General features: G+C 42.4%; 22 protein-coding genes. 3 read left to right on the top strand and 19 right to left on the bottom strand.

The window, feature by feature from the left end; genetic code table 11:
* Positions 1–5: 5 nt before the first annotated feature.
* The 3 genes from nrdE to nrdH are packed head-to-tail and all read right to left on the bottom strand — an operon-like array spanning position 6 to position 2,798.
* A complete protein-coding gene (gene nrdE / locus ACWPW6_RS14450) occupies positions 6–2,138 on the bottom strand; it encodes a class 1b ribonucleoside-diphosphate reductase subunit alpha (protein ID WP_249999234.1) in 2,133 nt (710 codons plus the stop codon).
* 9 nt (positions 2,139–2,147) lie between these two features.
* Positions 2,148–2,561: a class Ib ribonucleoside-diphosphate reductase assembly flavoprotein NrdI gene (nrdI, locus tag ACWPW6_RS14445; RefSeq protein WP_154622609.1), complete on the bottom strand. Its 414-nt coding sequence runs from the start codon at positions 2,559–2,561 to the stop codon at positions 2,148–2,150.
* Positions 2,562–2,570: 9 nt separating this feature from the next.
* Positions 2,571–2,798, bottom strand: a complete 228-nt coding sequence (gene nrdH / locus ACWPW6_RS14440) for a glutaredoxin-like protein NrdH (RefSeq protein ID WP_154622610.1) — start codon at positions 2,796–2,798, stop codon at positions 2,571–2,573.
* A gap of 290 nt (positions 2,799–3,088) precedes the next feature.
* Between nrdH and ACWPW6_RS14435 the strand changes: the two genes are divergently transcribed.
* Together ACWPW6_RS14435 and cspE are read left to right on the top strand one after the other, a co-directional pair.
* Positions 3,089–3,547 (top strand): methylated-DNA--[protein]-cysteine S-methyltransferase, encoded by a 459-nt coding sequence (locus tag ACWPW6_RS14435; protein ID WP_154622611.1) that lies wholly within the window; start codon positions 3,089–3,091, stop codon positions 3,545–3,547.
* A gap of 219 nt (positions 3,548–3,766) precedes the next feature.
* Positions 3,767–3,976 carry a transcription antiterminator/RNA stability regulator CspE gene (cspE, locus tag ACWPW6_RS14430; RefSeq protein WP_014657708.1) on the top strand — a complete coding sequence of 70 codons (210 nt, stop codon included), beginning with the start codon at positions 3,767–3,769 and terminating at the stop codon, positions 3,974–3,976.
* Between the two features lie 212 nt (positions 3,977–4,188).
* Here the strand turns inward: cspE and lipA are convergent, their stop codons facing one another.
* From lipA to rsfS, 9 genes are all read right to left on the bottom strand, one after another.
* Entirely contained in the window at positions 4,189–5,154 is a 966-nt protein-coding gene (gene lipA, locus ACWPW6_RS14425; RefSeq protein WP_154622612.1) for a lipoyl synthase, read from the bottom strand.
* A 124-nt stretch (positions 5,155–5,278) separates the two neighbouring features.
* Positions 5,279–5,923 (bottom strand): lipoyl(octanoyl) transferase LipB, encoded by a 645-nt coding sequence (lipB, locus tag ACWPW6_RS14420; RefSeq protein ID WP_247046792.1) that lies wholly within the window; start codon positions 5,921–5,923, stop codon positions 5,279–5,281.
* A 255-nt stretch (positions 5,924–6,178) separates the two neighbouring features.
* Positions 6,179–6,442 (bottom strand): DUF493 family protein YbeD, encoded by a 264-nt coding sequence (ybeD, locus tag ACWPW6_RS14415; protein WP_004917614.1) that lies wholly within the window; start codon positions 6,440–6,442, stop codon positions 6,179–6,181.
* Positions 6,443–6,538: 96 nt separating this feature from the next.
* On the bottom strand, positions 6,539–7,750 hold the full coding sequence (gene dacA / locus ACWPW6_RS14410; RefSeq protein ID WP_154622614.1) for a D-alanyl-D-alanine carboxypeptidase DacA: 1,212 nt from the start codon (positions 7,748–7,750) through the stop codon (positions 6,539–6,541).
* Positions 7,751–7,944: 194 nt separating this feature from the next.
* On the bottom strand, positions 7,945–8,925 hold the full coding sequence (rlpA, locus tag ACWPW6_RS14405) for an endolytic peptidoglycan transglycosylase RlpA (RefSeq protein WP_154622615.1): 981 nt from the start codon (positions 8,923–8,925) through the stop codon (positions 7,945–7,947).
* Between the two features lie 13 nt (positions 8,926–8,938).
* Entirely contained in the window at positions 8,939–10,051 is a 1,113-nt protein-coding gene (gene mrdB / locus ACWPW6_RS14400; RefSeq protein WP_163862812.1) for a peptidoglycan glycosyltransferase MrdB, read from the bottom strand.
* 4 nt (positions 10,052–10,055) lie between these two features.
* Positions 10,056–11,945, bottom strand: coding sequence for a peptidoglycan DD-transpeptidase MrdA (mrdA, locus tag ACWPW6_RS14395; protein ID WP_154622617.1), 1,890 nt, complete (start codon positions 11,943–11,945; stop codon positions 10,056–10,058).
* A 32-nt stretch (positions 11,946–11,977) separates the two neighbouring features.
* The gene (gene rlmH, locus ACWPW6_RS14390) at positions 11,978–12,448 is read right to left on the bottom strand and encodes a 23S rRNA (pseudouridine(1915)-N(3))-methyltransferase RlmH (protein WP_154622618.1); all 471 of its coding nucleotides are present in this window, start codon (positions 12,446–12,448) and stop codon (positions 11,978–11,980) included.
* A 2-nt stretch (positions 12,449–12,450) separates the two neighbouring features.
* Positions 12,451–12,777, bottom strand: a complete 327-nt coding sequence (gene rsfS / locus ACWPW6_RS14385; RefSeq protein ID WP_163862811.1) for a ribosome silencing factor — start codon at positions 12,775–12,777, stop codon at positions 12,451–12,453.
* A gap of 356 nt (positions 12,778–13,133) precedes the next feature.
* On the opposite strand from rsfS, the gene ACWPW6_RS14380 reads away from it, so the two are divergent.
* Positions 13,134–13,844, top strand: a complete 711-nt coding sequence (locus ACWPW6_RS14380; protein ID WP_247046793.1) for a YbgA family protein — start codon at positions 13,134–13,136, stop codon at positions 13,842–13,844.
* Here ACWPW6_RS14380 and nadD read toward each other — a convergent pair.
* The 7 genes from nadD to gltK all read right to left on the bottom strand — a co-directional run bounded on the left by nadD (position 13,835) and on the right by gltK (position 21,556).
* Positions 13,835–14,491 (bottom strand): nicotinate-nucleotide adenylyltransferase, encoded by a 657-nt coding sequence (nadD, locus tag ACWPW6_RS14375; RefSeq protein WP_154622621.1) that lies wholly within the window; start codon positions 14,489–14,491, stop codon positions 13,835–13,837. The two genes, ACWPW6_RS14380 and nadD, sit on opposite strands and share 10 nt — an antisense overlap.
* Entirely contained in the window at positions 14,481–15,515 is a 1,035-nt protein-coding gene (gene holA, locus ACWPW6_RS14370) for a DNA polymerase III subunit delta (protein ID WP_154622622.1), read from the bottom strand. Before holA ends, nadD begins: the two co-directional genes overlap by 11 nt.
* Complete coding sequence (gene lptE, locus ACWPW6_RS14365; RefSeq protein ID WP_163862806.1) at positions 15,515–16,054, bottom strand: LPS assembly lipoprotein LptE; 540 nt, start codon at positions 16,052–16,054, stop codon at positions 15,515–15,517. Before lptE ends, holA begins: the two co-directional genes overlap by 1 nt.
* A gap of 12 nt (positions 16,055–16,066) precedes the next feature.
* Positions 16,067–18,649, bottom strand: a complete 2,583-nt coding sequence (gene leuS / locus ACWPW6_RS14360; RefSeq protein WP_249999231.1) for a leucine--tRNA ligase — start codon at positions 18,647–18,649, stop codon at positions 16,067–16,069.
* Positions 18,650–19,447: 798 nt separating this feature from the next.
* Positions 19,448–19,978, bottom strand: coding sequence for a GNAT family N-acetyltransferase (locus ACWPW6_RS14355; RefSeq protein WP_154622624.1), 531 nt, complete (start codon positions 19,976–19,978; stop codon positions 19,448–19,450).
* A gap of 175 nt (positions 19,979–20,153) precedes the next feature.
* Positions 20,154–20,879 carry an amino acid ABC transporter ATP-binding protein gene (locus ACWPW6_RS14350; protein WP_154622625.1) on the bottom strand — a complete coding sequence of 242 codons (726 nt, stop codon included), beginning with the start codon at positions 20,877–20,879 and terminating at the stop codon, positions 20,154–20,156.
* Positions 20,876–21,556: a glutamate/aspartate ABC transporter permease GltK gene (gene gltK / locus ACWPW6_RS14345; protein WP_154622626.1), complete on the bottom strand. Its 681-nt coding sequence runs from the start codon at positions 21,554–21,556 to the stop codon at positions 20,876–20,878. The genes ACWPW6_RS14350 and gltK overlap by 4 nt, the downstream gene beginning before the upstream one ends.

The raw sequence follows: 21,556 nt of genomic DNA, 5'->3' as shown, positions 1-21,556 counted from the left end.
TCCTTTTAAAGCGTACATGAAACACAACCATCAATTTCTGTGCCTTCTAAGGCCGTTTGGCGAAGCCGAATGTAGTACAGTGTTTTTATCCCTTTACGCCAGGCATAAATTTGCGCTCGATTAATATCTCGCGTGGTCGCGTCATCTTTAAAAAATAAAGTGAGAGATAACCCCTGATCGACATGCTGAGTGGCAACCGCATAGGTATCGATGATTTTTTCAGGTCCAATTTGGTAAGCATCTTGATAATATTCAAGATTATCATTGTTCATAAAAGGCGCAGGATAATAGACACGTCCAATTTTGCCTTCTTTACGGATTTCAATTCGAGCAACAATTGGATGAATGCTCGATGTTGAGTTATTAATGTAAGAGATGGACCCTGTTGGAGGGATGGCTTGTAGATTTTGGTTATAAATACCGTGTTCCATCACGGATTGCTTAAGTGATTGCCAATCCTCTTGAGTTGGAATTTCGATGCCCGAACGTCGGAATAATTCCTGAACGGTTTGTGTTTTTGCTAACCAACTTTGGTTGATATATTTATCGAAATAGCGACCATTCGCATAATCTGAATCTTCAAAGCCTTTGAAAGCCTCTTTACGCTCAATCGCTAATTGGTTCGATATTCTTAGTGCATGATAGGTGATGGTATAAAAATAGATATTGGTAAAGTCGAGCGCTTCTTCTGAGCCATAATGAATTCGCTCTCTTGCGAGATAGCCGTGTAAGTTCATTTGCCCAAGGCCGATTGCATGCGATTGATGATTGCCTTGTTCGATTGAAGGCACTGAACGGATATAGCTCATATCAGAAACGGCGGTTAATGCTCTAATTGCTATGTCTATGGAGTGGGCAAAATTAGGGGAGTCCATCACTTTAGCAATATTCATGGAGCCTAAGTTACAACTGATATCTTTTCCAATTTCTCGATAGCTTAAATCGTCTTCATAGATGCTAGGGCGATTAACTTGCAGAATTTCTGAACACAGATTGCTCATATTAATACGGCCAGCGATGGGATTAGCACGATTGGCGGTATCTTCAAATAAAATATACGGATAGCCAGATTCAAACTGTATCTCGGCGAGCGTTTGGAAGAATTCGCGAGCATTAATTTTATATTTTTTGATGGCTTTATTATTCACCATCTCATGATATTTGTCAGTCACACTGATTTCTGACATCGGGACACCATACTCTCGCTCAATATCATAAGGCGAGAATAGATACATCTCTTTGTTTTCTTTGGCTAACTGAAAGGTAATGTCAGGAATGACGACGCCTAATGATAATGTTTTAATGCGAATTTTTTCATCCGCGTTTTCTCTTTTAGTATCGAGAAAACGCATTATATCAGGGTGGTGGGCATGTAAATACACGGCCCCCGCGCCTTGTCGGGCACCTAATTGATTGGCATATGAAAAGGCATCCTCCAACATTTTCATGACAGGAACGACGCCAGATGACTGATTTTCAATAAGTTTTATTGGTGCTCCTTGCTCACGCAAATTGGTCATCAGAAAAGCGACGCCGCCGCCACGTTTGGATAATTGAAGAGCCGAGTTAACGGAGCGACCAATAGATTCCATATTGTCTTCAATGCGCAGTAAAAAACAGGAAACCAGTTCTCCACGCTGCTTTTTTCCGCAATTCAAGAACGTCGGGGTTGCCGGTTGAAAGCGTCCGCTAATGATTTCATCAACCAAAGAGCTTGCTAGTGCCTGATTTCCCTGTGCAAGGGTGAGGGCGACCATACATACACGATCTTCATAACGCTCAAGATAACGTTTGCCATCGAACGTTTTTAAGGTATAGCTTGTATAGTATTTGAACGCACCTAAAAAGGTTTGAAAACGAAACTTGTGTGCATAGGCTTGCTTAAAAAGCGTTTTAATAAAGGCAAAGTCATATTGCTCAAGGAGTTGTGGCTCGTAATAGTTTTCGTTAACTAAAAAGTCGAGTTTTTCTTTTAAATCATGAAAGAAAACGGTGTTTTGGTTTACATGTTGGCGAAAATAATGATGCGCGGCTTCGCGATCTTTTTCAAACTGGATTTCGCCTGCACTGTTGTACAAGTTCAGCATGGCATTAAGTGCATGATAATCAACAGTGGCTTTAGTTTTGGTATTTTCCATTGACTTGCTCTAATGATGTTTTTGTTGCCAAAAAGCGTTTAGTCCATCACGGACACGTTGTACATCGCGCTCCGTGCCTAATAATTCAAATCGATACAAATAGGGGACTTGGCACTTGCTCGCGATGATATCGCCAGCAATGGCATAGGCCTCGCCAAAATTCGTATTACCCGCCGCGATAACTCCTCGAATGAGCTGCCGATTTGATTCAATATTAAGAAAACGGATCACTTCTTTTGGTACCGCTCCGCGGCTTCCGCCACCACCATAAGTCGGTAGCAAGAGGACAAATGGTGTCGTCGCAATAATGTCGCATTGCTGTCCACCGATAGGTAAGCGGGTTGCTGGAAGGCCAACTTTTTCGACAAAGCGATGGCAATTACCTGAGTGGCTCGAAAAGTAGATCAGTGATTCCGTTTGCATAACCCTCTCCTAAGCTGAAAGGCGGCTGATTATGTCAGGACGAAAACCAGACCAATGTTCTTGATCTGCCACGACAACAGGAACTTGTTGATAACCTAACTGGCGAACAAACTGTAAGGCTTCATCATCTTGAGTGAGATCGACCACTTGATACGGAATACTTTTACGGTCTAAGGCTTGGTAAGTCGCATTACATTGCACGCAGTCGGGTTTACTATAAATTGTAATAACAGCCATATTGAGTACCTTTAAGTGTATTGAAGACTATCAGTAGTGTGATGATTAGTATTTAAAGACTATATATAGATCTAAATTTTTTCAACCACACAATATATAGTGGATTGGTGATATTGAATGATAATTATTCTAATTATTGGCTAGGTGATTATTTATGTTGAGGAATTAAATTTTGAGGTTTTGAATAGTTCTGTTATCAAGACTAAGAAAAAATATCATTGCCAAGTAGAAATAATACAGTTTATAACTGTATATACGATCAGATAATGGCATTCTCTTAAGGGGATATTATGTATCATCAATATTTGGCGACACCGGAAAAATTTCCTAAGCCTTGGGTACAAATTACGGCAGATGATGAAGGGGTGACAAGTATCTATTTTGTTGAACAAAAGAGTCATCCTGAGCACAAGAATGAACATTCTCAATTATGTGCAAAAGAACTTGAAGAATATTTTAACCACAAGCGGAAAGTGTTCACCGTAAAATTAAATCCACAAGGAACTGAATTTCAAAAAAAAGTATGGGGTCATCTCTGTAGTATTCCTTTTGGGGAACGCTGGAGCTATAAAGACCTCGCACTGAAATTGGGGTCGGTGAACTATTGCCGAGCAGTCGGTATGGCGAATTCACGTAATCCAATTTCTTTGATTGTTCCTTGCCATCGTGTGTTAGGACATGATGGCAAGCTAGTCGGTTATACTGGTGGTTTAGACATTAAAGGCTGGTTATTAGAGCATGAAAAGTAATATGCTAAATAGTCGGCTAACAGTAATATTATTATTCGGATTAATTGCTATTATAAAGAATAATTCATGCTAAATTAGAAATTTATCCTGATAAATAATATTTTTTTATGCTTTTTGTCAATTTTCGTGATCTAGGTTGTAGACAAGTAAGTTGTATATCTGTTGTACTGAGCTTGACACTGATGGTGTGTCTATTTCTATTTTAAAGGTAATAATTTGATGTCTAAAGTTAAAGGTAACGTTAAGTGGTTCAACGAGTCTAAAGGTTTCGGTTTTATCACTCCAGAAGATGGCAGCAAAGATGTGTTTGTTCACTTTTCTGCTATTGCGAGCGAAGGTTTCAAAACCCTAGCAGAAGGTCAGAAAGTTGAATTTGAAATCACTGAAGGCGCTAAAGGCCCATCTGCTGTAAACGTTGTCTCTCTGTAATTTCAACAAATAGAAACGAACAGCCTCTAAACTCGCTCCAGTTTAACTGGAGCGAGTTTTATTTTGCATGGGGTTTATGGATTGTTTATAGCTATTCATCTGTCTCAGGGATGTGTTAATGAGTCTGGCGACAGATTCAAGCATTGATGGTTAGATATAAAATGAAAAGCCTCGAAAATCGAGGCCTTAGAGAGATGATGACACGTTTGCGATTATTTAACTTCTTCGCCTTTTGCTTGTAGATCGGCGTGATAAGACGAGCGTACAAATGGGCCACAGGCTGCGTGTGTAAAGCCCATCGCCAGTGCCTCTTCTTTCATTTCATCAAATTCAGCAGGGCTGACATAACGTTTAACGGGGAGGTGATGACGGCTTGGCTGTAAATACTGACCGAGTGTCAACATGGTGACTCCATGGCGACGCAGATCACGCATCACTTCAATAATCTCTTCGTTAGTTTCACCTAATCCAACCATCAAGCCTGATTTAGTTGGAATGTCGGGGTGTGCTTCTTTAAATCTTTCAAGTAACTTTAAAGACCATTCATAGTTGGCACCCGGGCGAACTTGGCGATAGATACGTGGTACGTTTTCAAGATTATGGTTAAAAACATCGGGTGGTGTGGCCGTGAGAATGTCTAATGCACGGTCCATTCTTCCTCTAAAATCGGGAACCAATGTTTCAATTTTTATTGATGGGTTTTTTTCACGGATAGCGCTAATGCAATCAGCAAAATGCTGAGCACCGCCATCACGTAAATCATCACGGTCAACGGAGGTGATGACGACATAACGTAACCCCATATCTTTGATCGTTTGGGCTAGTTTAACGGGTTCATTAGCATCTGGTGCATTCGGGCGACCATGAGCAACATCGCAGAATGGGCAACGGCGTGTGCAGATTGCACCAAGGATCATAAAAGTTGCAGTGCCGTGGTTAAAGCATTCAGATAGGTTAGGGCAGGATGCCTCTTCACAAACGGAGTGAAGACCATTTTTGCGCATGGCCGCTTTGATCCCTTGAATGCGAGTAGAATCGGCTGGCAACCTAATTTTCATCCAATCAGGTTTACGTAGAATTTCTTCACGCTCAGTGACAACGTTTTTGACAGGGATCAGCGCCATTTTATCGGCGTCACGATATTTAATTCCGCGTTCTATCTGAATTGGTTTACTCATAATTATACCGGTTCCAGTTATCTTTTTGAGTCATTGGATAAGTCGATTATTAGAAATGTAAAGTATGGGAGCCGTTACTTATCCATTAAAATTTTTTTAAAAATGTTAAAAAATTATAGCATCATTATTGAACAATATGAAATCCCAGTGTGTCACAGAACTGTTCAATTAGCACGGGTTGAACATCTTGTAATGTCACATTAGGTATGAAATCACGTAATTGGGTCATTTTCAATTGAGCGTAGCCACAGGGGTTAATGCGATTAAAAGGTTCAAGATCCATATTGATGTTCAGTGCGAGTCCATGAAAAGAGCAGCCTTTTCGTATACGTAATCCTAAAGAACAGATTTTATCACTATTGACATAGACTCCCGGTGCATCAGGGCGCGGGTAAGCGTCGATGTGATAATGAGCGAGCGTCTTGACGACTGTATTTTCGAGTGCGGTCACCAAATCGCGTACGCCTAATTTGTTACGCTTAAGGTCAAGCATGACATACATAACCTGTTGCCCCGGTCCATGATAGGTCACTTGACCCCCTCTATCACTTTGGATGACGGGAATATCACCCGGCGCGAGAACATGCTCTGCTTTACCAGCTTGGCCTTGAGTAAAGACACGCGGGTGCTCGACAAGCCATAGCTCATCTGGAGTGTCTTTGTCGCGGTTTTCAGTGAACTGGTGCATCGCATCAGAAACGCTTTGATAAGGGGCAAGCCCTAATTGACGTACAATAATAGTTCGTGCTGACAATGTTTTAACATCCACATTAGAAATGTGCGAGTAGTATAACGCTGGTCGCGGGTTATCGCCAGTTCTGTCATGTTATTAAAATGTTACGGTGGCGGCTGTTTGTTGTTTTTTACAAGGTGAAGCATAAATTAGCGTTTTAAACGAGCTAAAAAGAGAGGTTATTCCTGTAGACTTTGTCTGATAACGATCTACAAATAATGTCAATAGCAGATAATAGCAAAAAACCGAGTGGCTATTGCGACTCGGCTTTTTTATAAGATACAAGGTAAATTACAGAACCATGCGTACGCGTTCTAATGCACCGAGCTCTTCATATAATTTTTCGATTTGTTCAATATGCGTTGCATTAATGGTAATCGAAACTGAGTGGTAATTGCCTTTGCTACTTGGCTTCACTTCTGGAGAATAGTCGCCCGGAGCATGGCGCTGAACCACTTCAACGACCTGATCAACCAGCTCAGGTTCCGCTAAACCCATCACTTTGTAAGTGAAAGAGCATGGGAACTCAAGTAGTTCGTTTAATTTCGTTTTCATGTGCGCTCCTAATAACAATAATAGTGTTTGAGGGAAAAATACCCCTCAAACGTCAGATATACCTTATATGGGGATGGTGTTTATCTGATTCAAGGGTTAACCAAACCAACGATGGAAGAGTAATTTGATGTAGTCAATCAAACGACTGAAAAAGCCACCTTCTTCGACATCTTTAAGTACCACTAAAGGTCGTTGCTCAATCGTTTTACCATCAAGTTGGAAATTAATGGTACCAACCGCTTGCCCTTTCTTCAGCGGAGCTTCCAACTCAGGTGTTGAAATATCATAGCTTGCTTTCAGATCTTTCAAACGTCCACGAGGGATGGTTAAAAATAAGTCCTCAGTAACACCAAGTTTGACGTTATTTTCATCGCCAAACCAAACGGGTTCAGACGCAAACTCGACGCCTGCTTGTAATGGTTTGACTGTTTCATAAAAGCGGAAACCATAGGTGAGCAATTTTTTGCTTTCGGCATCACGGCCTTTCATGCTTTTACCGCCCATGACGGCAGAGATTAAGCGCATTTCACCTTCAGTTGCAGAAGCAACAAGGTTATAACCCGCGGCATTCGTGTGGCCTGTTTTAATTCCATCCACCGTCAAACTTTTATCCCATAACAGTCCATTACGGTTGGTTTGGCGAATGTTATTAAAAGTGAATTCTTTCTCTTTGTAGATAGCATATTCATCCGGAACATCACGGATTAACGCCTGACCAATCAAAGCCATATCACGAGCTGAGCTATATTGACCTTCGGCATCTAATCCATGAACGGTTTTAAAATGCGTGTTTTGTAACCCAAGCTTACTCACGTAGCCATTCATCAATTGAACGAAATTCGCCTGATCGCCAGCCACATAATCGGCCATTGCAACACACGCATCGTTACCTGACTGTAAGTTAATACCACGAGTTAATTGAGAAACGCTGACACGATCGCCGGGTTTTAAGAACATCAACGACGACCCTTTAAATATTGGGTTACCTGTAGCCCACGCATCTTCATTAACAGTGACGATATCTTCTGCACCAATTTTTCCTGACTTGATCGCTTGACCAATAACATAACTGGTCATCATCTTAGTCAAACTGGCAGGATCACGGCGTTGATCGGCATTTTTTTCAGCAAGCACTTTACCTGAATTGTAATCAATCAGAATATAAGCTTCGGCATCAATATCAGGCACAGCAGGGATCGGGCTATTCGGAAATGGCTCATTAGCTTGTGCAAGATTCGTCATCGTAAATAGCAGTGCAGCACCCAGTAAGGTATGGCGAACGGTGCATGATGGGGCAAAATTTTTCATGTTTGTATTGTTACATCCGGAATTCGGTTAACACAAGGAGGCGCAGTGTAGCAAAAGTGTCATCAATGATTAATGCTATGCACCGATGTTTTACATAAATTTTATACTCGTCATACTTCAAGTTGCAGCGTTATTGATGGCAATGGTTTGTTCATCATCACGCCGCGCCTTGAATTATTCAGAATTTATATTGATTATGGAGCGATAACCATCGACGTCTGATTTAACTCAGATTGAATTCGCCCTTGTAAATCAACTGCTTGTTGCCTATCGGCAAATGGCCCTAATTGAACACGATAAATATTGTTGTAAGGCTGTAAGCGACCTGGCACTCCAAACTGATTTTTTAAACCCTCTAGCATTGTTTTAGCGTTGTTTTGATTGCCGATTGCACCAACCTGCACGAGATAGCCTTTTTCAGGGACTGCTGGCGCTGCAACAGGTGCTGCTGCTGGCTCTTCTGGCTCTGGTGACTTGAGGCTACTCTCAGGAACAACGGGCTCCATCGGTGCTGTGGGTTGTTTTACGGGTAAGACGTTTTCTGGTGTGGGTAAGTTTTCCATCACAGGTGTGCCCATAGGACCTGAGCCTAATTGAGGGCGACCCGGTAGGGCATAACTTTGCTTAACAAAGTTGGAGCCAACAGTGCCCGGACCGGATAGTGAGCCATCTTGTGCCACTTGAATTGCGTCAATTTTGATCCGCGTAGTTGGCATTAAATTAAGGCGATCAGCGACTGCTCGTGACACCGCAATGCTTTTACCTTGTGTATAAGGGCCACGATCATTAACACGAACGACCATCATGCGGCCATTCATCATATTAGTGATGCGTACATAACTTGGGATTGGCAAAGTGGGATGCGCGGCCGTAAGCTCAAGCGGATTCACTCGCTCACCAATGGCGGTCATATTACCGGTTGATTCTGAGCCAAAGATAGAGGCATAACCCAATTGCGAGAATTGCGACATATCTCGGACAATTTGGTATTGCTGGCCATTACGTTGATAATCACTGTTGGCTGTTGGATGAAACGGTTCATAATGAGGCTCAGCGCCAAGCACGTCTTGAACAGGAACAGCCGGTACGTTACTAGGCTGCTTAATGTTTTCTTCCGTGACACAACCACTAAGTAATGCAGCGGTAATGCCAAGCATAATCCATTGAAAACGCATACTAAGCCTCTTTTTATAAACTCTTTGACAGAAATTTTCTGTGTGTGTGAATAGACATGATAATACCGAATCCGGCCATTAAAACAATGAGTGCTGAGCCACCATAACTGACAAGGGGAAGGGGGACACCGACAACCGGTAATATCCCACTGACCATGCCGATATTAACAAAGACATAAACAAAGAGGATCAGCATCAGACCACCTGCCATAACACGGCCGAAAGTGTTTTGGGCGCTGGCTGCAATATAAAGGCCTCGCATGATTAACAACAGATAGAGACCGAGTAATACTAAAACACCAATTAAGCCAAGTTCTTCCGATAATACAGCAAAAATAAAGTCAGTGTGACGCTCAGGTAAAAACTCCAGTTGTGACTGGGTTCCGTGCAGCCAACCTTTTCCCATCAAACCACCGGAGCCAATGGCAATTTTTGATTGAATGATATGATAGCCGGCCCCTAAGGGGTCGCTTTCTGGGTCGAGTAGCATCATCACACGCGTTCTTTGATAATCGTGCATTAAGAAAAACCATAATAATGGGATAAACGCGGCAAGGGCGGTAACGGCGATGGTAATTAATCGCCAACTCATACCCGCTAAAAAGAGTACAAAAATGCCCGATGCCGCGACTAAGATGGAGGTTCCCAAATCGGGTTGCGCTGCGACTAACAGTGTAGGTAGAAAAATGAGTATCAGCGCGATCATCGTATTTTTTAACGAGGGTGGGCAGAGATCTCGGTTCATAAAGCGAGCCACCATCAATGGCACCGCAATTTTTGCAATTTCAGAGGGTTGAAAACGTATAATACCAAGATCAAGCCAGCGTTGAGCGCCTTTACTGATCTGACCAAAAACATCGACAAAAATAAGCAAAATGACACAAAAAATATATAAATGAGGCGCTAAGTTCTCATACACTCGAGGGGGAATTTGAGCCATGATGAGCATGACGATAAACCCTGAGGCAATTTGCCCCAGTTTTCTTTCCATCATTTCGGGATCTTGACCACTAGCGCTCCACATAATAAACGCACTGTAGGCAAGCAATAGCAAAATGATTAATAGCATAGGCACATCAATATGTAGACGTGCAGCAAGTGATAATTTTTTCTTATCGTCAGTCATAGTGTTAACGGTCTTCCTCAGAGCCTGTTGATACGCTGTTGACTTGGGTTTTATTGTCGCCTAATAGAACATGGTCAAATATCTGCCTAACGATATCGCCGACAGCAGGGCCTGCTCCACCATTTTCTAAAATAATGGCGACAGCAACGGTCGGTTTATCATAAGGAGCATAAGCAATCATTAATTTATGGTCACGTAAATGCTCGGCTAATTTGCTCGCATTATAGGTTTCGTAACTAAAGACCTGAGCCGTACCTGATTTAGCTGCTGCTTTGTAAGGAGTGCCAATAAAACTACGTCTACCCGTTCCGTTTGGTGCATTGGCCACACCGTACATACCTTGTTTGGCTAACTCCCAATAGCCTGAGTGAATATCGCCAATCTGCTTCGTCTCTTTATCTTCATAAGGCACCATCGCATTGCCTAGTTTTGTGCCATATAGCAGATGTGGCGTTTTAACTTGCCCATCATTGATAAGTGTCATGAGCGCTTTAGACATTTGAATTGGGGTCGCCGTCCAGTAACCTTGTCCAATACCAACTGGAATAGTATCCCCTTGATACCAAGGTTTCTTATAACGTTTTTGCTTCCATTCGCGGGTTGGCATAATCCCCGCCCTCTCTTCGGCAAGGTCGATCCCCGTATAATCACCAAAACCAAACCTACTCATCCAGTCGGATAGCCTATCAATCCCCATATCGTAGGCGACTTGGTAGAAGAACGTATCCGCAGATTCAATGATTGATTTAACCACATTTAATTTACCGTGCCCCCACCGTTTCCAATCACGGTAGCGTTTTTCGGAACCGGGGAGCTGCCACCAACCTGGGTCGAAAATGGTTGTGGAAGGCGTGATCACCTTTTCACTGAGGGCCGCAACAGAAATAAATGGCTTCACCGTTGAAGCGGGTGGATACAGCCCTTGTGTTGTTCGGTTGATCAGTGGCCTATCGGGGTTATTGAGTAGAGCCTGATAATCTTTATTTGAGATACCATTAACAAATAAATTGGAGTCATAACTTGGGTTAGAAACTAACGCTAATATTTCACCATTGCGAGGGTCTGTGACAACAACGGCAGCACGACTGGTTGTTAGTAATTTCTCAATATAAATTTGCAGTTCAAGATCGATAGTCAAATAGATATCGCGGCCTGCTTGAGGGGGTTGCTCATGTAATTGGCGAATCACTCGGCCACGGCTATTAACTTCAACCTCTTCATAGCCCGTTTTTCCATGCAACACATCTTCATAGTAGCGTTCGATACCTAATTTACCGATATCATGACTGGCGGCATAATTAGCAAGTTTTCCGTCTTTATCAAGGCGCTCAACATCTTTATCGTTAATTTTAGCCACATAACCAATGACATGGGTTAATGCAGAACCATAAGGGTAGGAACGACGTTGATAGCTCTTAACCTCAAGGCCTGGGAACCTATATTGATTGACGGCAAAACGTGCGACTTGCACTTCATTGAGCTGGGTTTTGAGAGGGATAGAAGTGAAGCGACGAGAGCGTTTTCGCTCTTTTTCAAAGTTGGCGATATCTTCATCGGTTAGACCGATGACATCACGTAGTTTATCGAGTGTCTCTTGGAGATCAGACACTTTTTCAGGCACGATTTCCAGTTGATAAAAAGTACTGTTTAAAGCGAGTTGAGTTCCGTTGCGGTCATAAATAATACCGCGACTAGGGGCAATGGGAACGAGTTTGATCCGATTATCATTCGATCTTGTTTGATAATCTTCATGGCGAACAACTTGTATATGATAAAGGTTAGTGACAAGAACAGCTGTTAATAGCACTATGACGCCAAAGGCAATTAATGCTCGGCGAATAAATAACATTGATTCAGCTGTATGGTCGCGAAAAGGGGTGCGTTGATTTTTCATCCCACTGCCATATTGAACATATTAAAAACTGACTACTCCCGATGATATGGGTGGTTAGTCGTAATACTCCACGCACGATACAGACTTTCTGCAACAAGCACTCTCACTAGAGGGTGGGGGAGTGTCAGTGGAGATAATGACCAACTTTGCATGGCAGCTTCTTTACAAGCAGGCGCAAGTCCTTCCGGGCCGCCGATCAGCAGGCTAACGTTGCGTCCATCTTGTTTCCAATTTTCAAGTTGGTTAGCGAGCTTGGGAGTATCCCATTTCTCACCCGGTATATCCAATGTGATAATCCGATTACCTTTGCCGACAGCGGCCAGCATTAGCTCACCTTCTTTTTCGAGAATACGTTTAATATCTGCGTTTTTTCCTCGTTTTCCCGCTGGAATCTCAATTAGCTCGAACGGCATATCTTTAGGAAAACGATGAAGATAATCCATAAAGCCGGTCTGAACCCAGTCCGGCATTTTTGTTCCTACAGCGATGAGTTGTAATTTCAAACTCAGCTCCAGAGTTTTTCAAGTTCATACATACGACGGCTTTCATCTTGCATGATATGAACAATCGCTTCACCCAGATCAACGACAATCCAATCAGAAATCCCTTGACCTTCAACGCCTAAAGGCTGTAAACCATTTTTACGGCAAGCTTCAATTAATCGATCCGCAACAGACATTAAATGACGGCTAGATGTGCCAGTGCAGATGATCATTTGGTCAGTGATACTCGATTTCCCATGCACATCGATCGAGATAATATCTTCAGCTTTTGCATCGTCAAGCTGATTAATAATAAATTGTTGGAGTTCAGTTCCTTGCAAAAGGTTCACCTTTTATTCTAATTATACTCAGCCACGACATAACCTAATCAGTTGTGTTTTGGTGGTCAAGCAAAGCCATTTGAATGAAACGAATAGCTTAGCGTTGCCAATACAGATACAACTTGACGCATGGCGGATATAACGACGTTAAACACTGTTTGTAATATACCTGTTAAGGTTTGAACATTTTACCCTAGATTTTCAGAAAAATCGGCTAAATTATTTTATATTCCTTATCGAGTGTGATTTATATGAATAACCAGCGCTTAGGGCAAGAGATTTGTACAAACTTTACAAAGCCATACAGGTAATAATCAGCAAGGTTTGTTTTAATTTAGCGAAATAAAAATAGATGGGAAATGATTATGTTTGATGTAGTTTTGTTTGGCGATATCGATTATCCCACAGAGGATATTATTCAACTAACCACCGAGCATATGAATTTACTGCCCGTGGGTGAGCTTTTGGATATGCCGCTTAAATATCACGGGGTGATTTGCAGTGAGGCCGTTCGCGCGCAGCTACTTGAGCACTTTCCTGAAAATACGCCTATATTAACGACCGTTGAATGGCAATGCCCTGAGCATCTTGATCGTTTCCTGATCCAGTTGCATACGGGACATCGTCTAGCTCAATTAAGCGGTCATTTGACTCATCATCAAGTGATTCGTTTTCATAGCAGGTATAAATATTTGTTAATGGCATATTCGCCCAAAGGCTATCAAACGACAGGAAAATTGGTTGCTAGCATACCAAAAGGGAGTGAATTAACGGGTTTTTATCGCCAGTATCGAACGCAATTACTCAGCATTTTAGCCACGACCCCCACACGGAAACGACAGGTGAATGCCATTTCGCATATACAAGGCTATTTTAAATATAAAGCGACCAAGGACGAAAAAACACGTTTAAGATGGCTAATTAACGATTACCAAGAAGGCTATTTGTCGATCAATAATCCGTTATCGATGATTTTACAATTGCTCACTCAGTATCCTGATAGCTATCTCAGTGAGCAATTTTATTTATCCCCTTACTCTGGATGTGAAAAAGTCAGAGCATTACATCAATTTTGATAGAGGTGCTGTTGTTTTATATAAGCCATCACCGCAGCGGGAATAAGGTTTTCATTTACATTGCCATTATTTAGATTATTACGGATTTCTGTCGCTGAAATATCCACTAATGGAGTATCACCAAGAAAAATATATCCATTTGGTGTTTGGCTTAGTTTATTGGTATCGTCTGTCTTGTGTTTGTTGAGCCATGCTTGCATTTGTGGTTCGCTAAAATTTGCGGCATAACCCGGACGTGAACAAACTAATAAATGACAATTATCCAACAGTTGTTCCCAACCATGCCATGTATTAATCGATAAGAGTGAATCTTGTCCAATAATAAAGGCTAATGGTTGCTCTGGGCCCATTTCTTTACGCAATGCGGTTAAGGTTTCTATGGTATAGGATGGGCTATTACGCTCAAGTTCCCGCGTATCAATGGTAAAAAGTGGCTGATCTTGTATCGCTAAGCGCACCATTTCTAACCTTTGAGCTGGACTCGCTTCTGGTTGTGGTCGATGAGGGGGAACATGGTTGGGAAGTAAGATCACTTTTTGCAAGCCCACCTGTTTTGCCAGTGCTTCAACGGGGCGTAGATGGCCGTAATGTATTGGATCAAATGTCCCACCAAATAACGCTTGAAGGCCTTTGTGCTTAAAGGTCATGTATAAAACTCTCTGGTAAGGCTTTGGTACATATTAACATAGACAAGGATTGTAAATCTGGCCACACCGAGTGACTAAAGTCTTGTTTAGCATGTAGTTCTGCTTGGGTTAGCAAAAGAAGAGCCGATTGTAATTGATGTAAACTCAGCCGCTGTAATGCTGCCGTCAGTAATGGGCGGCGGTTTTGCCAAACTTTGTGTTGGTCAAATAAGGATTTTAATGATGCTGTCGCTGACTGGCGCTTTAAAGTCAGTAAAAGCATTAGTTCACGCTGGATTGCACGCAGTAAAATCACAGCCTCGGTATCTTCGCGTTGTAACTGCTCTAAGATATGCCAAGCACGGCGCGATTTACCCGCTAATAGTGCATCGACCCAATGATAAGGCGTAAAATGAGCTGCGTCATTGACCGCTGTTTCGACGCGTGGCAATGTTAACTTACCGTCGGGATAAAGTAATGATAGCCGCTCTAGGGCTTGAGCTAATGCCAGTAAATTCCCCTCATAACAGTAGCAAAGCAGTTGGTTCGCTTCTGTTTCTAAGGTTAGGTGCATAGTATTGGCGCGCTTAGCTACCCATTGCGGCAATCGTTGGTATTCAGGGGTTAAGCAACTGACATAGACACCTTCATTGCTTATAGCTTTAAACCAAGCGCTATTCTCTTGAGCTTTCGTGAGTTTTTGTCCACGCAGCAATAACAGAATATCAGGATGGAGTAACTGAGCTAGCTGAGTCAGCTTTTCAGCCATGGCAGCATTAGGCCCGTTTTCAGGCAAAATTAAGGTTAACGATTGGCGGCTGGCGAATAAACTGAGAGCCTGACAGAGGCTAAAAATTTCATCCCAATCAGTCTGTGGCTCAAGTGAGAAAGTAAAATGTTCTTCGAACCCCTGACTTTGGGCTGTTTTTCGAATCGCATCTTGGCTCTCTTGAATTAATAGGGGCTCATTGCCCCAGATTAAATAGCGGCCTTTCAGTGAATCTTGTAACTGAGAGGCCAGCTGTTCAGGATAGATACGGATCATTATGGCTCAACAACAGGGACTGTCGTTTTAGCGTTAGCCTTCTCAAGTTCTGCGGTATGAACGATTAACAGCTTACGTACTAACATACGTGCAGCTTGTTCACGCATTTCTTGTTTAACCAGTTCATTTTCAGCATCTTTTGCAAGAGCTTCTAATGGGTTATCAAAGAAGGTACGCTCAACTTGGGTTTGTAATGGATAAACTGAGCCATTTGGCATCATAACTTGCGCATTGAGAACGAAAGTTAATTGCTTCTCAGCGGCTTTACCATCCTGATAAATCGAGACGGTTTCCGTTTTTTCTGACGATCCCGTAATTTTTAAAATCGGGATATCAGCGCTGCCGTTTTCCACTAGCTTGACATTATTCAGCCTGAGTTGCTCCCTAACGGCTCTGGTTAGAGAGCTATAAGGTGCATTCGAACTTAACTGTAATGTTTTCAGCTCGTCAGGGATCTGTGTTGTTCCTTGAAGACGAAAACCACAGCCAGCGGTGACTAGCACCGACAGGCTCAGCAATAAAGTTATCAGATAGCGCACCTGGCCTCCTTATCAGCCAACAACCAAGTTGAGTAATTTACCTGGTACATAAATTACTTTACGGATAGTCACGCCTTCGAGATATTTCGAGACGCTATACTCATTTTTCGCCATATCTAAAACAAAATCTTGTTCGGCATCCGCAGGCACGGTGATACGTCCACGAACTTTACCATTAACTTGGATCACGACCAGCTTGGTATCATCAACCATGGCGTTTTCGTCAGCAATAGGCCAGCGAGCAAAATCGATATCCTCTTTGTGACCCAGTGCTTGCCACATTTCAAAGCAAGCATGTGGAATGATTGGCGACAACATCAAGGTAATGGCTTCCAGAGCTTCTTGAATTAATGCACGGTCTTGCTCTGTTTCTTGTGGTGCACGAACCAGTTTGTTCATGAACTCCATGATGGCAGCGATTGCCGTATTAAAGGCATAACGACGATCAAAGTCATCGGTGACTTTGGCAATCGTTTTATGTAAATCACGGCGTAAGTCTTTCTGCTCAGTCGTTAATGAATCAATATTCAGCGGTTGAGTGGCCCCTTTTTGTGAATGTTCGTGAACAAGACGCCATACACGACGGACGAAACGGTTTGCACCTTCGACGCTAGATTCTTGCCATTCAAGGGTTAACTCTGGTGGTGCTGCAAACATCATAAACAGTCGGACGGTATCTGCGCCATATTTTTCGACCATCAATTGTGGATCGATACCGTTATTTTTCGACTTAGACATTTTGCTCATGCCAGTGTAAACCAGCTCATGTCCTTCGTTATCAACCGCTTTGGTGATACGACCTTTATCATCGCGTTCAACAATCGCATCGGTAGGTGAAACCCAGACGCGCTGACCATCATTGCCGATATAGTAGAATGCATCTGCCAGTACCATGCCTTGGCATAGTAAGCGTTTTGCCGGTTCATCAGAGTTGACTAGACCTGCATCGCGCATCAATTTATGGAAGAAACGGAAATACATCAGATGCATGATCGCGTGTTCAATGCCGCCAATGTATTGGTCTACTGGCAACCAATAGTTTGCTGCTGCCGGATCCAACATGCCTTCGTCAAATTGTGGGCAGGTATAGCGTGCATAGTACCAAGATGATTCCATAAAGGTATCAAATGTATCTGTTTCACGTAGCGCTGGTTGACCGTTGATGGTTGTTTTTGCCCACTCAGGATCTGCTTTGATTGGGCTGGTGATACCATTCATTTCAACATCTTCAGGTAGAATAACCGGCAGTTGGTCTTCAGGAACAGGTACAACCGTGCCATCTTCTAATGTCGCCATCGGAATGGGGGCACCCCAATAACGTTGACGGGAAACGCCCCAGTCACGTAGGCGATAGTTCACTTTTCGTTGGCCAGCACCGATAGCCACTAACTTATCGGCAATCGCGTTGAACCCTGCTGCATTGTCGAGACCGCTAAATTCACCTGAGTTGATCAACGCATACTTTTCAGTCATCGCCTCTTGGGAGATATCTGGCTCATTGCCTTCTGCGTCAGCAATAACGGCTTTAAGTGGTAGGTGATATTTATGTGCAAATTCCCAGTCACGTTGGTCATGAGCTGGTACTGCCATCACTGCGCCTGTGCCGTATTCCATCAATACAAAGTTAGCCACCCAAATTGGCAATTTCTCTTGAGTTAGCGGATGGATGACATACAGGCCCGTTGCCATACCTTTTTTATCCATGGTTGCCATATCAGCTTCTGCTGTTTTGGTGTTGCGGCATTCATCGATAAAGTGAGCTAATTCTGCATTGTTTGCTGCGGCTTCTTGGGCTAATGGGTGACCTGCCGCAACGGCAACATAGGTGGCGCCCATAAAGGTATCTGGACGAGTTGTGTATACGGTTAGTTTGTCATCACGGTCGGCAACATTAAAGGTGATTTCAACCCCTTCAGAACGGCCAATCCAGTTACGTTGCATTGTTTTGACTTGTTCAGGCCAATCATCGAGTTTATCGAGGTCGTTCAACAATTCTTCAGCGTAATCGGTGATTTTGATAAACCACTGAGGGATTTCTTTGCGCTCTACGGGCGTATCACAGCGCCAGCAGCAGCCATCAATAACCTGTTCGTTCGCGAGAACAGTTAAATCGTGCGGACACCAGTTTACTGCGGAGGTTTTTTTATAAACTAAGCCTTTTTCATACAGCTTAGTAAAAAACCACTGTTCCCAACGATAGTATTCAGGCGTACAAGTGGTAACTTCACGATCCCAATCATAGCCAAACCCCAGCATTTTCAACTGGCCTTTCATGTAATCGATATTGGCATAGGTCCATGGTGCAGGAGCTGTATTGTTTTTTACAGCCGCGCCTTCTGCGGGTAAACCAAAAGCATCCCAACCAATAGGTTGTAAGACGTTTTTACCTAAAAGGCGTTGATAACGGGAGATAACATCACCCATAGTGTAGTTACGCACATGGCCCATGTGTAGTCGACCAGAAGGGTAAGGTAGCATGGACAGGCAGTAGTACTTCTCTTTGCTGTTGTCTTCTGTCACTTTAAATGTGGCTTTTTCATCCCAGTGACGCTGTACTTTAGGCTCTATATCTTCTGGACGATATTGTTCTTGCATGGCACCGATAATCCTATGGTGAATAAATGCTACTCAGTAGCGTTAATGTCTTTCTATAATTTAGATCCGCATAGCATAGCGGATCATACCCTAAAACAACAATAGTTGATTAGCTGAACCGGTGGGGGAAGCTGGATATTGTTTTTGGGGGGCGGAGTCAGAATATTTTATTCCGATGAGCATCAAACTTAACCAAAAAACAGTAAGATTGGTAGTGTTTTACGCAAAAAAAACGCAAAAAATTAGCAAATATTGCCCAATATCTAGGGTGGCGTATTTATTCACTCTATTTTATTAGTGCTAAAGTGCAAGGATGCCCTAGAAACCAAATAAAGCATCAATAAATCAATGAAGAAAACCTATTTAATCTGTTTAACGACCTTAATCTATTGATTGCGTTTTTGCATATGCTATTAGGGAGAGAGTGATGATTGAAATCTACGCCCAGTACTATTGTGGTACAGTGAAATTTAAGGTTGCTTTGACAGATAGATACAACAGAGCAAAAAGATGTCACTGCCTGCTTGCTGAAGATGTAGGGAGGCATCACTATTTTAGAAGAAAAAGATAAACGAACGGAATACGCGGTTAACACAAAGCAAACCGCCCATTTTTTTATTCAATTTGCGAAATTGATACTTTCCATCAACGACGCGCAAGCCCACAAGAATAAGGCGTAAGCGTGACTTGCACTGAAGGCGTCTCTCTTTTTGATTTGGCATCGTTTTGAGGGATGGAATATCGCCATCCGAAAGGTGGGGCAACTTATTTATAAAAGTAAACGTGGTGCGTTAATGTTTATAATGTCTTATACCAAAATAATGCGACTTCATGCGCATTTTCCGTGCACAAATAGAGTGACTTATCATAACCATGAATGCGAAAACCGTGCTTGTAGTAGAATTTAGCGGCGGTGGTATTGGTGGATTGAGATTCTAATCTGATATGGGTTAAGCCATTATCGATTGCCCAAGCTTCAATTTTTTCGAGTAATTGTTTGGCGATACCTTTACCTCTATATGGCTCATCGATAGCCAATTCATCAAGTTGTGCCATGCCATTCCAACAAAGACTTGCACAGGCATAGCCAATAGTTTTATCACCCAATTTAGCAACATATAAAGCACTTAAACTCTCTTGTTCATTCAACCATTGCTCAGGAGAAAAATGATAATCCTTTAGGTAGGGCTTAATTGCTTTTTTCCTGTTGATATCCTCATAGGGATGGAGTAACTCATCGGTTATCATCACAGTAAAATGACAGCCCGAAATATCCAGAACAGCATCATCTTGCAAAGGGGTAATTGTTATTTGCTGAATATTTTTCATTATGGTTCTTAGATTATTAAATTGATATTAATTGGATTTCTAATCTATATCAGTATGTATTAGGGGACAACAATCTTTGGATAAACAAAAATAGAAAGGGATAAGCGTGTCGTGCAGGGAGGAAGCCATAGAGAGACAGTCTCTCCCTATGGCTTGGAATAGGAATTAGTCACCACTAATGCAGTATTTTCGCGAGGAAATCTTTCGCTCTTTCTGATTTTGGATTAGCAAAAAAGTCTTCTTTTTTACTGTCTTCGACAATTTTACCTTCATCCATAAAAATCACACGGTTAGCGACTTTCTTAGCGAAACCCATTTCGTGGGTAACGACCATCATGGTCATACCCTCGTTGGCTAATTCGACCATAACATCAAGCACTTCATTGATCATTTCAGGGTCAAGTGCTGATGTCGGTTCATCAAATAGCATCGCTACAGGGTCCATACATAGAGCACGAGCGATCGCCACACGTTGTTGCTGACCACCGGAAAGCTGGGATGGAAATTTATTAGCATGGTTTGCCAACCCAACACGCTCTAACAATTTCAACCCTTTCGCTTCAGCCTCTTTTTTACTTCTATTTAGCACTTTAACTTGGGCAAGTGTTAAATTTTCGATAATAGATAGGTGAGGGAATAGCTCGAAATGTTGGAAGACCATACCCACTTTAGAACGTAGTTTTGCCAAATCAGTTTTTTTATCATTGACTTGGATACCATTTACAAAAATTTCACCCTGTTGAACAGGCTCAAGGCCATTCACCGTTTTTATTAATGTGGATTTACCAGAACCAGATGGCCCACAGACCACGACAACTTCACCTTTTTTGACTTCAGTTGTACAGTCAGTAAGTACCTGAAATTGGCCATACCATTTGGATATATTTTTCAGGGTAATCATGAAACAGTCCTTTTCTTAAGATAATTCACCAGCATTGAAGCGCCGAAACTGATAATAAAGTACACCAAGCCTGCAAACAATATCATTTCTACCTGTGTACCGTCGCGTTCGCCGATATTGGTGGCGGTACGGAAGAAATCCGTTAAGCTCAGCACATAGACTAATGATGAATCCTGAAATAGCACAATGCCTTGTGTTAATAACAGTGGGATCATAGCTTTGAAGGCTTGAGGTAGTATGACTAGCCTCATGGTTTGCATATTCGTCATACCGAGAGCCAATGCCGCAGAAGCTTGGCCTCGTGAAATACTTTGGATACCTGCTCGAATAATTTCAGAGTAATAGGCTGCTTCAAAAAGCGAGAAGGCTACCATTGCTGAAATTAAACGGATATCACTTTTTGGCGATATGCCTAGAACATTTTGGACTAAGTTAGGCACAATTAAATAGAACCACAATAACACCATGACTAATGGAATAGAGCGGAAGGTGTTCACGTACAGTGCCGCAAACCAGCTAATTGGTTTGAATGTCGAAAGTCGCATTACGGCAAGAACGGTTCCCCACAGTATCCCTACCACAATCGCTGTAATGGTGATTTTCGCTGTGATAATTAAGCCATCGAGTAAGAATGGCCAGCTTGGTACGATGGAGCTCCAATCAAATTCATAGAACAT

The organism is Providencia sp. Marseille-Q8014, assembly GCF_965112055.1.
The sequence above is the reverse complement of the archived record's forward strand: the minus strand, read 5'-3'. Positions and strand labels throughout refer to the sequence as shown.

What these genes read in the sequence shown, in the direction of transcription:
- nrdE (WP_249999234.1), bottom strand. Translation starts at nt 2,138, where the DNA reads ATGGAAAATACCAAAACTAAAGCCACTGTTGATTATCATGCACTTAAT.
- nrdI (WP_154622609.1), bottom strand. Translation starts at nt 2,561, where the DNA reads ATGCAAACGGAATCACTGATCTACTTTTCGAGCCACTCAGGTAATTGC.
- nrdH (WP_154622610.1), bottom strand. Translation starts at nt 2,798, where the DNA reads ATGGCTGTTATTACAATTTATAGTAAACCCGACTGCGTGCAATGTAAT.
- ACWPW6_RS14435 (WP_154622611.1), top strand. Translation starts at nt 3,089, where the DNA reads ATGTATCATCAATATTTGGCGACACCGGAAAAATTTCCTAAGCCTTGG.
- cspE (WP_014657708.1), top strand. Translation starts at nt 3,767, where the DNA reads ATGTCTAAAGTTAAAGGTAACGTTAAGTGGTTCAACGAGTCTAAAGGT.
- lipA (WP_154622612.1), bottom strand. Translation starts at nt 5,154, where the DNA reads ATGAGTAAACCAATTCAGATAGAACGCGGAATTAAATATCGTGACGCC.
- ybeD (WP_004917614.1), bottom strand. Translation starts at nt 6,442, where the DNA reads ATGAAAACGAAATTAAACGAACTACTTGAGTTCCCATGCTCTTTCACT.
- dacA (WP_154622614.1), bottom strand. Translation starts at nt 7,750, where the DNA reads ATGAAAAATTTTGCCCCATCATGCACCGTTCGCCATACCTTACTGGGT.
- rlpA (WP_154622615.1), bottom strand. Translation starts at nt 8,925, where the DNA reads ATGCGTTTTCAATGGATTATGCTTGGCATTACCGCTGCATTACTTAGT.
- mrdB (WP_163862812.1), bottom strand. Translation starts at nt 10,051, where the DNA reads ATGACTGACGATAAGAAAAAATTATCACTTGCTGCACGTCTACATATT.
- mrdA (WP_154622617.1), bottom strand. Translation starts at nt 11,945, where the DNA reads ATGAAAAATCAACGCACCCCTTTTCGCGACCATACAGCTGAATCAATG.
- ACWPW6_RS14380 (WP_247046793.1), top strand. Translation starts at nt 13,134, where the DNA reads ATGTTTGATGTAGTTTTGTTTGGCGATATCGATTATCCCACAGAGGAT.
- nadD (WP_154622621.1), bottom strand. Translation starts at nt 14,491, where the DNA reads ATGACCTTTAAGCACAAAGGCCTTCAAGCGTTATTTGGTGGGACATTT.
- holA (WP_154622622.1), bottom strand. Translation starts at nt 15,515, where the DNA reads ATGATCCGTATCTATCCTGAACAGCTGGCCTCTCAGTTACAAGATTCA.
- leuS (WP_249999231.1), bottom strand. Translation starts at nt 18,649, where the DNA reads ATGCAAGAACAATATCGTCCAGAAGATATAGAGCCTAAAGTACAGCGT.
- ACWPW6_RS14355 (WP_154622624.1), bottom strand. Translation starts at nt 19,978, where the DNA reads ATGAAAAATATTCAGCAAATAACAATTACCCCTTTGCAAGATGATGCT.
- ACWPW6_RS14350 (WP_154622625.1), bottom strand. Translation starts at nt 20,879, where the DNA reads ATGATTACCCTGAAAAATATATCCAAATGGTATGGCCAATTTCAGGTA.
- gltK (WP_154622626.1), bottom strand. Translation starts at nt 21,556, where the DNA reads ATGTTCTATGAATTTGATTGGAGCTCCATCGTACCAAGCTGGCCATTC.